Genomic DNA, 13,946 nt, shown 5'->3' with positions numbered 1-13,946 from the left:
TGTGTCTGCCGTGTCGTTGGTGCGGTAGCCCCCCCCAACGCCCGGTCGATGGCCTTGTCGAGCACATGCCAATCGTCGGCCGCCCGCGGTTTCAAACCCGCCTCGGCTGAATCCCAGGAGACTTCCAGATCCTTGATGCGGGTCCTGGCCGCGGGCAGATCGCCCTTGTCCACGATGACGGCCACGTCGGCGGCAATGCCGCGGAACGCCGACAGGTCGCCGAGCCTGGAGGCCGCCGCCACGGCCTGCGGAGCCGCGTTGGCGTGCGCGGCGTCAGCGGGCCCGACGCTCGCGCGCTCCGGGTCGGCGGATTTGGAACATCCGGCCGCCACGGCCAGAAGCAAGATGGCCGACACGGCGGCGGCGGGTCGGACAATCGCGTATCGATTGAACATGTGTTCTCCTTGAGAAGTGGAAAGACGGTTATTCGGCGGTTCGGGCGGATCGGTTCGTCCTCATCCCGAACTGAGCCGCCGCCACCGCCGTGAGGATCACCCCGAGGAACAGGGCGCTGGTCCACATGGCCCCCATGCCGAGGCCGCCGTAGGTCCTGGCCTGCGTCAGCCAGTCGCCCAGCGCGGCGCCGAACGGGCGGGTCAGGATGTAGCCGATCCAGAACGTGAGCACGGCGTTGCCACCCATGCGCCAGGCGACGCAGGTCGCGCCGATCGACGCACCGAAGACGAACGCGCCCCGGATAAAGCCCAGGCCCAGCGCCTCGGTCGCCAGATCGCCGGCGGCCGTGCCCAGCGCGAACGTGCACAGGACGGCCGACCAGTAAAACAGCTCGCGTCTGCGCGTCACGATGTCATGGATGGACAGCGTGCGTTCGACCCGATGCCAGGCGAAGAAGATCGCGGCGAGCCCCGCCGCGAAAACGGACGTACTGGCGTACAGGCTGACTCCCAGGCCGTCGGTCAGCCAGTCGGTGATCTGCGTGCCGACCACGCTGACCAGCACGACCGTCAGCCAGTAAATCCAGGGGGTGTAGCGGCGGACGCGCAACTGCGCGATCAAGGTGGCCGCGAGCAGGCCGGCCATGACCGCGCGGGTCATTCCCTGACCCCAGCCGGCATTGACCGCCAGGAAGTCGGCGCCCGTTTCGCCCACGGTGGTGGACATGATCTTGACGATCCAGAACGCAAGCGTGACGTCGGGAACCTTGTTGAGCCAGTCGCGTGTGTTGGGTGCGGGCCGTGTGTTCATGCTGTAGTCATACCGATGCGAAGGGGATGACCGTCAGTCTGCCCAGGCAAACTTAGCCTGGACATAGGCCCACCCGCGCCTCCATCCCGGCGCGGCCACGCAACCCGGGGATGCAGGTCGCGAGCCGGAGGATCGGTCAGCGCCTGAACCGGATCCCGAGCGCGCCCCGTGAAAACGCAGCGCCCCGCCGCTCGGCTCCGCATTCCTGAATAATTCCGCCGAATATCCACCTTGGCAATTCACAGGAAGGCTAATTTTCTTATTTTAATTTCACCGCAAAATCACCCACCATAAATCGACCTAATATCTTCATGGGCGGACCGCGCTCAGGAGACGAAAACGCCGCTCCGCCCTCGCCGCGCGCATACCAACGATGTTCTTCCCTTATCCGCTTTTCATCATCGAATCGATTCGTTATTAACGCTTCCGTTATCAGAATTCAATTCAACTTGACCGGAGCTTGCGATGAATGAGGATGCTCAAGGAGACCACGCGCCGAGGCGCGCCTTTCTGACCGATCTCGCGCGACTCGCCGCGGCCGGCGTCATCGGCGGATGGACACCGCTCGCCCACTCGGCCCGCACGCAACCCGCCTCGTCCGCGCCGCCGAACTTCCCGCCCGACATCGCGCTGTACCAGCAGGCGTTCCAGAACTGGAGCGGCGAAATCACGATCCCGGACGTCTGGACCGCCGCGCCGCGCAGCCCCGCCGAGGTGGTGGAGGTCGCCAACTGGGCCTACGCCAACGGCTACCGGATCCGACCGCGCGGCCACCTGCACAACTGGTCGCCGCTGACGCTCGCCGCGGACGTCGCGCCCGCGCAAGTCGTGCTGCTCGACACGACCCGCGCGCTCACCGCGGTCTCGATCGACACCTCGACGCAGCCGGCCCGCGTCACCGCTCAGACCGGCATCTCGCTCGAAGCGCTGCTCGCCGTGCTCGAGCCGTATGGGCTCGGCATCGTCGCCGTACCCGCCCCCGGCGACATCACGCTCGGCGGCGCCCTGGCGATCGACGCGCACGGCACCGCCGTGCCGGCCGGCGGCGAACACCCCGCGCCGGGCCAGGCCTATGGCTCGCTCAGCAATCTCGTGCAGAAGCTGACCGCGGTGGTGTTCGATCCCGGCTCGCAGCGCTATGCCCTGCGCACGTTCGAGCGCGGCGATCCGGACTGCGGCCCCTTCCTCGCGCATCTCGGCCGCGCCTTCGTCGTGGAGGCCACGCTCGTCGTCGGGCCGAACCAGCGCCTGCGCTGCCAGAGCCATATCAATATCGCGGTGTCCGAACTGTTCGGCGCGCCGGATGCGGCCGGCCGCAGCATGGCCTCGTTCCTCGATCAGGCAGGCCGCGTGGAAGCGATCTGGTATCCGTTCACGATATTTCCGTGGCTCAAGGTCTGGAGCGTGTCGCCCAACCGGCCGCTGCTGTCGCGCGCGGTCACCCAGCCGTACAACTATCCGTTCTCCGATTCGATCCCGCCCGAGCTGGCCAACCTGATCGCGCGCATCGTCATCGCCGGCGAAGGCGTGCTGACGCCGCTGTTCGGCCAGACTCAGCTCGCGGTCACGGCGGCCGGACTGTTCGCGACCGCGAGCGCCGACCTCTGGGGCTGGTCGCGCACCGTGCTGCAATACGTCCGACCGACGACGCTGCGCGTCACCGCGAACGGCTACGCCGTGCTGGTGCGGCGCGCCGACGTGCAACGCGCGATCCACGAGTTCGTGCAGTTCTACCAGGGCCGGGTCGACGCCTGCCGCGCACGCGGCGCCTATCCCATGAACGGCCCCGTCGAGATCCGCGTGACCGGCCTCGATCAGCCGGCCGACGGCGGCGCAACCGTCCCCCCGCTGTCGGCGCTCAAGCCGCGCCCCGATCATCCCGAGTGGGACACCGCCGTCTGGTTCGACATCCTCACGTTGCCCGGCACACCGGGCGCGAACCGCTTCTATCGTGAGATCGAGCAATGGATGCTGGCCAACTACGCCGGGACCTACGCGACCGTGCGCCCCGAGTGGTCGAAAGGCTGGGCCTACACCGATACCGGCGCGTGGCGGGACGACGCGATGCTGACGACGACGATTCCCAACCTGTATCGCGAGGGCCAGCCCGCCGCCGCCGGCTGGGACGCCGCTCGCGCGACGCTCGATCGCTACGACCCCGGGCGGATCTTCGCGTCGCCGCTGCTGGACCGGCTGCTGCCCTGAGACGCGCGTCGCAAGGCGAGCGGCCCGGGCGCGGCTCGCGCGAACCCGCGCAAGCCGCGCCGGGCCGGCTCAGAGCGACGCGTCGTCGAGCTTCTTGAGCGCGCGCGACAAGGCACCGCGTTCGACTGCATCGAGGCCCGCCATCAGTTGCGTGTCCCATTGCGACACGACCTGCAGCGCCTGGGTGAACGCGACGCACGATGCGGGACGCCGCCGGATATAGACGGCCCGCTTGTCGTCGGGATCCGGCAATCGTTCGACCCAGCCGCGCTCGACGAGCCGGTCGATGGTGCGGCCCAGTGCGGTTCGATCGGTCTGCGAATGTTCGATGATGACGCTCATCGGCACGTCCTGCGCGAAGCTGTGAATGATCCGCAGCACCCGCCATTCCGGCAGCGTGAGGCCGATGCGGCCCAGCTCCGTCGTGAGACGCCTGTCTCGATTGCGCACGATGTTTGTCATCGAATAGATTTCACCGGACGGCAATCCAAGCGCCTTCTCCCTGCTCATTTGTTCTCCCGTCGCAAATCCGTATGTCTTGGCGGCCTGCGAACGCCGCAGGCCCTATTCTTGTTCAATCAACCGCTCCGCGTCCAGTTTCCTCAACCATCACGTAGACCTATCGAGCCTCCGCGAAACCGTAGCGCGCCCAGTTCTCCAACACCTTGCGCTGAAGCGCGTCCGGATACGCATGCCGGAACGAGGCGATTCCCGCGCGCATCTCGCCGCGAAACTGCTCCGGATACAGGCAATTGACGACGAGCTTGCCGCCCGAGCCGGCCGCGCGATCGTCCGTCGTCAGATACGGGACCATCGGAAAGCCGCGCTGCCCCGGGAATGCGAAGTGATCGTGCTCGGGGTGCGCGCGCGTCGCGAGCGCCCAGACCACCTGGTTGAGGTCGGTGACGTCGACGTCGTTGCCCACCAGGATGAACTTCGGAATCAGGTAACCGGGATGCGAGTCGAACAACACCTCGGCCACGCGCTCGACGAGCGCGCGCGCCGTCGTGTTCAACGCGGCGAGCCGCGCGACGTCGACCGACAGCACGGCCCAGCAGCTCGCGGCCTCGTAGGAACACCACGCCATGTCGATCGGCAGGCCGGCTGCCTGCAACAACTCGAGCAGTTGCGCGGAGATCATGGTTCCCCAGATCGTGTGGTTTTCCTCGGGCGGCGTGCCCGCCACGCACACGGGCAGGATCGGCGCATCGCGGAAGGTCACCGCGCGCACGTGAAACACGGGCTGCGCGCGCCCTTCGCGATGCTGGTAGCCGTGGTACTCGCCCATCGGCCCTTCGAGCGCGGTCTCGGTCAGGCTGACCTCGCCTTCCAGCACGATCTCCGCCTGCGCGGGCACCCACAGATCGACGCGCTCCGCGCGCACGACTTCGAGCGCCGCGCCCAGCAGCGCCCCGGCATATCCGGGCTCGCTGACGCCGGCGGGCAGCGGCATGCCGGCCGCGGCCACCGCGGCGGGCGGCGCGCCAAGCGCCATCGCCCACGGCATAGGCTTGCCCTCGCGACGCCACATCTCGCGGATCATGCCGATGTGCTGGGTCGGAATCGCCGGCCCCGCCAGCGTGTTGCGATCCACCAGCATGAGCCGGCCGATGCCCCAGCTGTCCCACGCACCGTCGGGAGAACGCACGATATGGAAGCCGTAGGTGCCGAAGTAACGGCCGCCATCCGCTTCGTGCAGCAGCGGAACCGGGAAGCGCGTCAGATCGACCGCCTCGTCGCGCCAGACGTTCTGCTTCACGGGGCCGCTCGCCACCCGGCGCGGCGCGATGGGCGCGGCCGCCATCGCGCGCCGGATCGTCGCGATGATCTCGCGCGGGCCGCTCGTCTCCGGCAGACCGAGATGCAGCGCCAGCCGGCCGTATTCCCGCCCCGGCGTCGCCCGCATGCCGGCGGGCGCGCCCAGGATCCGCGCCCCCGGCACGCCGCTCGCAAGGCGCGTGAACAGCGGGGCGGGCAGGCGCGCCTCATAGACGCGGCGCGTGATCGCCGCCAGTTCGAGCGCGGTGTCGACTTCGACGTCGATATCGACGAGATCCCGCCTGCGGCGCAGCTCGTCGAGGAACGCGCGCAGGTCCAGCGCGCAGTGAAGCAGGCTCATGAACGTCTCCAGGTTGAGGGGGCGCAGCGTCGCCGATGCATGGCGCGTCGGTGATCGTGCGGTGGCGCGCCGCGCGGCGCGGATCGACCCGCGCCCGGCGCGCAGAAGCGACCGGCCGCTGCGGCGTCGATCACCTCGTCGGCTTGCATTTATTGCATGCATGTGCACACATCATATTGATGGTCGGCGCGATCGGCAAGCGGGCAGATCGTCCTCAGGCCGGGCCACCCCCGCGGCATGTCCCGCGCCGCCGCTGAGATCCCCATTCGCAGCAGGTACGCTGCCCTAGCACACCCATAAATTCATTCAACTTCAAAACCGCAAATAAATTATTATAAAAATTGATAAATCTTATTTTAACAAAATCGCAAATAATCAATAATACAATTCCCATAAATTCACCGATTAATCCGAAATTCTTATCAATCTGCGCGCACAGATATTCCAAAAAAACAGGACAAAAGATCGTGGTGGATTGAATTTCCCATTCCCTTGCTAAAATTCAACCTCATTGGTTGTTATTTGAGATTTTAGTGCCTTTCGATTCAATATTTCGTGCCAGTCTATTCAAAAAACAGTCTTCCTCATTGACTATTCTTAGAATTTAACATGACGATTTTTATCGAAACAAATAAGCCTTCCGTATCACAATAATCAGCCGCATTTGGCGAATCGTATCAGGATTTTTTTACCGATCTCAAAAGCCGCTTTCCCGATGCATCCCACTATCTGAATCACGATGCGCTCGGTCCGAGGGACCTCGAAGCGTCCCATGCGGACCTGCGCAAGATCGAATCCGGCGGCTTCTCGCACGAGAACGTCGGCGGACACTACGGCCGCCAGCAATTGAGCGCCGGCAAGGCGCTCTCGCGCAGCCAGGGCTATCTCGCGCTCGATCGCCTGCAACGGATCATCGAGCAGGAGCGCCTGTCCGTCGGCACGCTCGGCAACCTGCTGTCGCCCTACTTCCGGATCACCGCCGCGGAAGCCGAGGCCGTGCGCCGCGACGCCGCGAACGACATCGATGCGGCCTGGATCGAGCCGGCCCTGGCTCGCCCTGCTCGCGTGGATGCCCGAGACCCACGCGCCGCAGCCGCGGCGGCGCACGCCGGCGTCCTACTTCGGCCCGTACGTCGAGCTCGCGGGGGATTTCCGCTTCATGGCCTACAGCCTGTCGTCGACGCTCGTGTTCGTGTTCACGATCGGCTATTACGCGACCTCGCCGCTCGCCTTCCACACGCTCGGCTATTCGCCCGTCCAGACTCGCGTACTCGGCCGCCATCCTGGCCGGCTCGCGGGCGATGGGCAGCGTCCTGGTCAAGCTGCCGTTCGCGCGGCGCGACCTCGGCACGATCGTCTATTACGTGGTGGTCTGCATGCTGTTCCGCTGCGTCGACGTCGACGGCAGCGGCTGGCGCATCGCCATGTTCTCGTTCCTGATCTGCTGCGGCTGCGGCTGCGGCGTGGCCGCGCCGCTCGTGCTCGTGCTCGTGCTCGTGCTCGTGCTCGTGCTCGTGCTCGTGCTCGTGCTCGTGCTCGTGCTCGTGCTCGCGCTGAGCATGGGCGAGGTCGAGAAGAACCGCGGCGCGGCCAGCGCGCTGCAAGGGACGATCAAGATGTTCTTCACCGGCATCTTCATGATGCTGTTCCACCTGACCCAGGTGAAGAGCTTCGCCTCCCTGCTCGACATCTTCCTGGTCGTCGCGCTGCTGCTGGCCGGCGTCATGGGCTACGACAGGGTGCGCGCGCAACTGATCCGGCGCGGCCCGGTCAAGACGCCCTGAGCCCCCGCCTCGTCCGCCCGGCGGCGCCTTGCGCGCCGCCGGGCGGAGGGCGCGCGCGGGCTCAGTGGTAGCCCGCATCCCCCGAGCGCACCTTGCCGCGGAACACGTGGTATTGCATCGCGTTGTACACGAGGATGATCGGCAGCACGATCACCGTGCCGACCAGCGCGAACAACTGGCTCGCGGGGCTCGACGAGGCCTCCCAGATCGACAGCGAAGGCGGCACGATGTGCGGCCAGATGCTGATGATGAGGCCGCTGTAGCCGAGGAAGCTCAACGCGAGCGTCAGCAGGAACGGCATGGCCTCGTGCTCGCGCCGCACCGTGTGGAAGATGCCCCATACGCACGCGACCACCAGCACGGGCACCGGCAGGAACCAGGGCAGGTCGCCGCTGCCGAACCAGCGGTGCGCGACGGCGGGCAGCCCGAGCACGGTCCACAGGCTGACGATCGCCATCGCCCCGAGCAGCACGCTCACGAGCGGCTTCATCAGCATCCGCATCTTGCGCTGCAGGTCGCCGTCGGTCTTGAGGATCAGCCAGCCGCAGCCGAGCGTCGCATAGGTGACGAGCACCCCGAGCCCGCAGAACAGGCTGAACGGCGACAGCCAGTCGAACGGCTCGCCGGCGAAGCGGCCGTCGACGATCCGGATCCCCTGCAACAGCGAGCCGAGCACGATCCCCTGGCAGAACGCCGCGAGCGCCGAGCCGCCGATGAACGCGAGGTCCCACAGATGCCGGGTCCGGCTCGCCTTCGCGCGCAGCTCGAACGCCGCGCCGCGGAAGATCAGCCCCACCACCATCAAGATCAGCGGCAGGTAGTTGGCGGGCAGCAGCGTCGCATAGACCACCGGAAACGCACCGTACAGCGCCGCGCCGCCGAGCACGAGGAAGGTCTCGTTGCCGTCCCACACGGGGGCGACCGTGTTGATCATCACTTCGCGCTCGGCGGCTTCGCCGAAGAATGGAAACAGCAGCCCGATGCCGAGGTCGAAGCCGTCGAGCATCACGTAGATGAACACGCCGAGCCCGATGATCATGGCCCAGATGACGGGAAGGTCGAGATGCATGGCTTACTCCGCGTCGGTCGTACCCAGCCGCGCGGACAGCGCGCGGTTGCGCAGCCCCGGGTGAGGGTGGTGTTCGTGGAGGCCGGCCTGCGCCGCCGGCCCGCGTTTCATGAGCTGCATCATGTAGTAGACGCCGGTGCCGAAGACCAGGAAATACACGACCACGAAGATCAGCAGCGAGACCCCGACCTGCCGGGCGCTCAGCGGCGCGACCGAGTCGATGGTGCGCAGCACGCCGTACACGGTCCACGGCTGCCGCCCGACCTCGGTCGTGATCCAGCCGGCCAGCAACGCCACGAGCCCCGACGGCCCCATCGCCAGCACGAACCACTGGAAGGCGCGCGCCTCGTAGAGGCGGCCGCCCCGGCGCAGCAGCAGGCCGAGCAGCGCGACCAGCAGCATCAGCATGCCGAGGCCCGCCATGATGCGGAAGGTCCAGAACACGATCGGCGAGTATGGGCGATCCTCAGGCGGGAATTCCTTCAGGCCTCGGATCTCGCCGTCCCAGCTGTGCGTGAGGATCAGGCTGCCCAGGTGCGGCACCTGCAACGCGTAGCGCGTCGTCTCCGCCTGCATGTCGGGCAGGCCGACCAGATTCAGCGAGGTGCCGCCGTGTTCGGTCTCCCACAGGCCTTCGATCGCGGCGATCTTGGCCGGCTGGTAGGCGCGGGTATTGAGGCCGTGCGCATCGCCGACGGCGATCTGGATCGGCGTGAGCAGCAGCAGGATCCACAGCGCCATCGAGAAGCTGCGCTTGACGGGCTCGTCGCGCCGGCCGCGCAGCAGGTGCCACGCACCACATGCGGCGACGATGAAGCCCGCGACGATGAACGCAGCGATCGTCATGTGCGCGAGCCGATAGGGAAACGAAGGATTGAAAATGACCTTGAACCAGTCGACCGGCACGATGCGGCCATGCTCGATCGCGAAGCCCTGCGGCGTCTGCATGAAGCTGTTGGACGCGAGGATCCAGAAGGTCGAGATCAGCGTGCCGAGCGCGACCATCAGCGTCGCGAAGAAGTGCGCGCGCGGGCTGACGCGCTCCCAGCCGAACAGCATCACGCCGAGAAACCCCGCCTCGAGGAAGAATGCCGTCAGCACTTCGTAGGTCAGGAGCGGCCCGGTGATGTTGCCCGCCACCGAAGCGAAGCCGCTCCAGTTGGTGCCGAACTCGTAGGCCATCACGACGCCCGACACCACGCCCATGCCGAAGCCGATCGCGAAGATCTTCGACCAGAACTGGAACATCGCCTTGTACGCGGCGTCGCCCGTCGCGAGCCAGCGCCACTCCAGCACCGCCAGGAAGCTCGCCATGCCGATGCTGATGGCCGGGAACACGATATGGAACGACACCGTGAACGCGAACTGCAGCCGCGCGAGATGGAATGCGTCGAAGATTTCCATGGCTCTGTCGATCCTCCGGTTCGCGGCGCGCCTGACCGCCGTTGCGCGGCGTCGCCCGCCGACGCCATGCGGTCGAGCATGACGCGTACGGCAGTCCTGATCAATATCGGCTTACGACAATAAAGTAGTGCAAGTTTCGGCTTCTGGAAAACAGTATTGCGGCGCGGTCCGCCTCGCGCGCGCGGCGCGCCGCCCAGGCAAGCCGCGGCCGCGCCCCGGGCGCCCGTGCATTCGTCAGGATCGAAAAAAACCGCGCCGGGGCGCGGCGCGGGTCGGGTGCTGCCTCGGGCATGGGATGGCCGCGCGCGGCGGGCGAACCTCGCCCGCTCAGGATTCTTCTTCCGCCCAGGCCATGTCGTCGCGGGCCAGCAGCGCGGAGGACGCCGCCGGCCCGTAGGTGCCGGCGATATAGCTGCGCGGCTTGCCGCCCAGCGCCTGCCAGCCGTTCAGGATCGGCTCGACCCACGCCCACGCCGCCTCGAGTTCGTCGTAGCGCATGAAGTGCGTGAGGCGGCCGCGGATCACGTCGATCAGGAGGCGCTCGTAAGCCTCGGCGCGACGCCCGCTCAGCGCCTGCTGCAAATCCAGGTTGAGGCTCACGGGCAGCACGTGCAGCCCGCTGCCGGGCTCCTTCGCGAGCAAGTGCAACTGGATCGACTCTTCCGGCTGCAACTGGATGACCAGCCGGTTGCCCTGGCTGTACGCGCCGCGCGGAATGATCGAGAACGGCAGGTCGGCGAACTCGATCACGATCTCCGAGCGCCGGTCGCGCAGCCGCTTGCCCGTTCTCAGGAAGAACGGCACGTTGGCCCAGCGCCAGTTGTTGATCTGCGCGCGAATCGCCACGAACGTTTCCGTCGTGCTGTCGGCCGGCACGTCCGGCTCATCCAGGTAGCCGCGCACCGCCTCGCCGTCCACCGAACCCGCCGTGTACTGGCCGCGCACCGTGTCGCGCGCGATCGTCTCGACGGTCATCGGCCGCAGCGAACGCAGCACCTTGAGCTTCTCGTCGCGCACCGCGTCGGGATCGAGGGAAACGGGCGGCTCCATGGAGACGATGCACAGCAGTTGCAGCAGGTGATTCTGGATCATGTCGCGCAGCGCGCCCGTGTCGTCGTAGAAGCCCGCGCGGCTGCCGACGCCGACCGATTCCGCCACCGTGATCTGGACGCTGCGGATATACGGCGCCTGCCACAGCGGCCCGAAGATCGCGTTGCCGAAGCGCAGCACCATCAGGTTCTGGACGGTTTCCTTGCCCAGGTAGTGATCGATCCGATAGATCCGCTCCTCCGGGAAGTGACGTCCGATCGCCGCGTTGATCGCCTTCGCGGAGGCGAGGTCGTGCCCCAGCGGCTTCTCGAGCACGACCCGCGCGTGCTCGTCGACGAGCCCCTGCGCGGCCAGGCAATCGCCGATGGTGCTGAACAGGCTCGGCGCCGTCGCGAGGTAGAACACGCGCAGCGAACCGGGCCGCACGGCTTGCGCGAGGCTCGTGTATGCATCCACGTCGTTGATGTCGACGCACGCGTACTCGAAGCGCGCGAGAAAGCGCCCCCACGCCTCGGGCTCGAGCGCCTTGGCGTCGACGAACGGCCGCGAGCGCGTCTCGACGAAATCCAGGTACTGCTCGCGCGACCAGCGGCCGCGCCCGACCGCGATGATGCGCGTGGCGTCGGGCAGGCTGCCGTGCAGGTGCGCCATGTAGAGCGCGGGCAGCAGCTTGCGCGCGGACAGATCGCCCGCGCCGCCGAAAATGACCATGTCGAGCGGCAGCTCGGAAACCGGGAAGGAAGAGGCGGATGGGTTCATCGTTTGACGCAGGGAATCACGGGATTGACGAGCCGGACGGCCGGGCCTGTCCGACAGCATACCGTGCCTGCCGCGACCCTGCTGACGGCCTGCCGGACCGGGCCGACCTAGCCGCGAGTCGGCGTTGTTCGGCACAAACGCGTGTGCTAATGTGATCGCCGAATCAGAGATCGCGACACAAGGACCCGAGGGCATGACGCGCGCCGCCCGGCGCGGGCGTGGTCTTGGGCGTCTGAACATGCGCCACGCCGCTGCGGCGTGCGCCGATCATCGATGGCTCCCCGTGGGTACCGACCGAATCTTCGCCGCGCACGACGCGGCGCCCGACACGCCCCACGCCGCCGACCTCGGGCCGCAACCCGGGCCGCATTCCACTCGGCTGTCGCATCGTTGTCATATGCGCGCCGCGCCACGCACCCGCGGGCCGCACCGCGCCTCTCCCGCCCAGTCGGCGCGCGCCGCGCAACCCGCGCCCCCGTGCGCATCGAAGCGCGCGGAAAACCGTCCGGCGCCCGGCCCCTCATGACAGCGCCGCGCCCGCCAGCAAACCCGCCCGCCCCCACATCGCCTCGCCCGCGGCCTCTTCCGCGCAGCGGAGACCCCTTCATGACCCATGCCACGAAAGAACAGCCCACGATGCTCGCGGAGGAAACCGGCCTGCCCGGCGCGCGCAAATGGTGGGCCATGTCGACGCTGATCGTCGGCGGCGCGGTGGCGACGCTCGATACCGCGATCGCCAACACCGCCCTGCCGACCATCGCCGCCGACCTGCACGCGTCGCCCGACCTGTCGGTCTGGATCATCAACGCCTACCAGCTCGCGATGGTGGCGGCGCTGCTGCCGCTGGCCGCGCTCGGAGACCGGATCGGCCATCGCCGGATCTACTTCTTCGGTCTCGGGCTCTTCACCCTCGCCTCGCTCGCGAGCGGGTTCGCGTGGTCGCTGTCCACGCTCGTGATCGCGCGCATCCTCCAGGGCGTCGGCGCGGCCGGCATCCTCGGCGTCGGCAGCGCGCTCCTGCGCCTCATCTTCCCGCCGCACCAGATGGGCCGCGCGCAGGGGTTGAACGCCCTGACCGTCGCGGTGTTCTTCGCCGTCGGCCCGACCGTGACCTCGATCATCCTGTCGATCTCGACCTGGCCCTGGCTGTTCCTGATCAACGTGCCGCTCGGGCTCGTCGCGATGACGCTCGCGATCCGCACACTGCCATACAACCACGCCGCGGCCGCGCCGCGCCGGCCGTTCGACGTGATCGCCGCCGGCCTGCTCGCGACCATGCTGTCGCTCGTCATCTTCGGGCTCGGCGAGCTGTCGCATCACGCACCGCCCGCGCGCGTCGCCATCGAATTCGGCGTGGCCGCGCTGTGCTGCGCGCTGCTGCTGCGGCGCGAGCGCGCGGATCCCGCGCCGCTCCTCCCCGTCGACCTGTTCCGGCTGCCGCTGTTCTCGCTGTCGATGGCGACCTCGAGCCTGTCCTACGCCGCGCAGGGTCTCGCGTTCGTCGCGCTGCCCTTTCTCATGCAGACCAAGCTCGGCCGCACCGCCGTCGAGACCGGCCTGCTGTTCACCCCCTGGCCGATCCTGAGCGCCGTGACCGCACCGCTCGCCGGCTACCTGTCCGAGAAGCGCTCCGTCGCCCTGCTGTGCGGCACCGGGCTCGTGATCATGGGCGTGGGCCTCGCCTCGACCGCGCTGCTGCCGGCCAATGCGGGCGTCCTCGACATCGCCTGGCGGCTCGCGATCTGCGGCGCGGGCTTCGGCTTCTTCCAGTCGCCCAACCTCAAGGCGCTGAGCCTGAGCGCGCCCAAGGCCCGCATCGGCTCCGCGAGCGGCCTGATTCCGGCCGCGCGCCTGTTCGGCCAGGCACTCGGCGCGGCACTGGTCGCGGCCTGCTTCAGCCTTGGCGTCGAGCACGGTTCGGTGGTCGCGCTCTGGCTCGCCAGCGGGTTCGCCGCCGTCGCGAGCATGGTCAGCGTGCTGCGCTTGCGCGCGCCGGCCATCTCCCACGCCTGAACGCGCGCGGCGCACGCGGGCGCCGCCCGTCGGCCCGATCGCGGGCCACGGGCCGGCTCGTCGCCGACGGGCCGGCCGTTCTCCCCGCTACGCGGGCGGGTGGATTCGCGCGCGCCGGGTGCACCGATCCCATCCGCCCGTTGAATAGCGGCCGATCGATTTCAGTAAAAACCGCATCCTGCGCACCCGCTCCCCGGACAGAATTGCCGGACGGCCGGCGTCGCCGGCCGGGCCCGCGCGCCGAATCGACACGCACGCCACAAAACCGCATCCCACCTATACCTTCGGATATCTTTTTCTCGCCATCGAGACGGTTATTATTTTCCCGGCGCATCGA

The 13,946-nt window shown here is 67.7% G+C and carries 10 protein-coding genes and 1 pseudogene; 3 read left to right on the top strand and 8 right to left on the bottom strand.

The genetic code is table 11. From position 1 onward, the window contains the following. Positions 1-395, bottom strand: a pseudogene (locus AC1RQF_RS09860) (hypothetical protein); the annotation flags it as partial. A 28-nt stretch (positions 396-423) separates the two neighbouring features. Next, positions 424-1,206, bottom strand: a complete 783-nt coding sequence (locus AC1RQF_RS09855; RefSeq protein ID WP_492871911.1) for a COG4705 family protein — start codon at positions 1,204-1,206, stop codon at positions 424-426. A 465-nt stretch (positions 1,207-1,671) separates the two neighbouring features. On the opposite strand from AC1RQF_RS09855, the gene AC1RQF_RS09850 reads away from it, so the two are divergent. Next, on the top strand, positions 1,672-3,411 hold the full coding sequence (locus tag AC1RQF_RS09850) for a cholesterol oxidase substrate-binding domain-containing protein (RefSeq protein WP_492871910.1): 1,740 nt from the start codon (positions 1,672-1,674) through the stop codon (positions 3,409-3,411). Between the two features lie 69 nt (positions 3,412-3,480). Here the strand turns inward: AC1RQF_RS09850 and AC1RQF_RS09845 are convergent, their stop codons facing one another. From AC1RQF_RS09845 to AC1RQF_RS09835, 3 genes are all read right to left on the bottom strand, one after another. Next, positions 3,481-3,921, bottom strand: a complete 441-nt coding sequence (locus tag AC1RQF_RS09845) for a MarR family winged helix-turn-helix transcriptional regulator (protein ID WP_273995268.1) — start codon at positions 3,919-3,921, stop codon at positions 3,481-3,483. 109 nt (positions 3,922-4,030) lie between these two features. Then, positions 4,031-5,530: a UbiD family decarboxylase gene (locus AC1RQF_RS09840; protein ID WP_492871909.1), complete on the bottom strand. Its 1,500-nt coding sequence runs from the start codon at positions 5,528-5,530 to the stop codon at positions 4,031-4,033. Between the two features lie 654 nt (positions 5,531-6,184). After that, on the bottom strand, positions 6,185-6,637 hold the full coding sequence (locus tag AC1RQF_RS09835) for a hypothetical protein (protein ID WP_492871908.1): 453 nt from the start codon (positions 6,635-6,637) through the stop codon (positions 6,185-6,187). Between the two features lie 194 nt (positions 6,638-6,831). Here AC1RQF_RS09835 and AC1RQF_RS09830 point away from each other — a divergent pair, with 194 nt between their 5' ends. After that, positions 6,832-7,314: a hypothetical protein gene (locus AC1RQF_RS09830; protein WP_492871907.1), complete on the top strand. Its 483-nt coding sequence runs from the start codon at positions 6,832-6,834 to the stop codon at positions 7,312-7,314. A 61-nt stretch (positions 7,315-7,375) separates the two neighbouring features. Here AC1RQF_RS09830 and cydB read toward each other — a convergent pair whose 3' ends face one another. From cydB to zwf, 3 genes are all read right to left on the bottom strand, one after another. After that, positions 7,376-8,383, bottom strand: a complete 1,008-nt coding sequence (gene cydB / locus AC1RQF_RS09825; protein ID WP_492871906.1) for a cytochrome d ubiquinol oxidase subunit II — start codon at positions 8,381-8,383, stop codon at positions 7,376-7,378. Positions 8,384-8,386: 3 nt separating this feature from the next. Continuing rightward, positions 8,387-9,787, bottom strand: coding sequence for a cytochrome ubiquinol oxidase subunit I (locus AC1RQF_RS09820; protein ID WP_273995263.1), 1,401 nt, complete (start codon positions 9,785-9,787; stop codon positions 8,387-8,389). Between the two features lie 327 nt (positions 9,788-10,114). Next, positions 10,115-11,596, bottom strand: a complete 1,482-nt coding sequence (gene zwf / locus AC1RQF_RS09815) for a glucose-6-phosphate dehydrogenase (protein ID WP_492871905.1) — start codon at positions 11,594-11,596, stop codon at positions 10,115-10,117. Between the two features lie 606 nt (positions 11,597-12,202). On the opposite strand from zwf, the gene AC1RQF_RS09810 reads away from it, so the two are divergent. After that, the gene (locus AC1RQF_RS09810; RefSeq protein WP_273995261.1) at positions 12,203-13,609 is read left to right on the top strand and encodes an MFS transporter; all 1,407 of its coding nucleotides are present in this window, start codon (positions 12,203-12,205) and stop codon (positions 13,607-13,609) included. Positions 13,610-13,946: the final 337 nt, after the last annotated feature.

It is taken from the genome of Burkholderia sp. GW821-FHT14F03, assembly GCF_058803765.1.
This window is presented reverse-complemented; position numbering and strand designations above follow the sequence as displayed.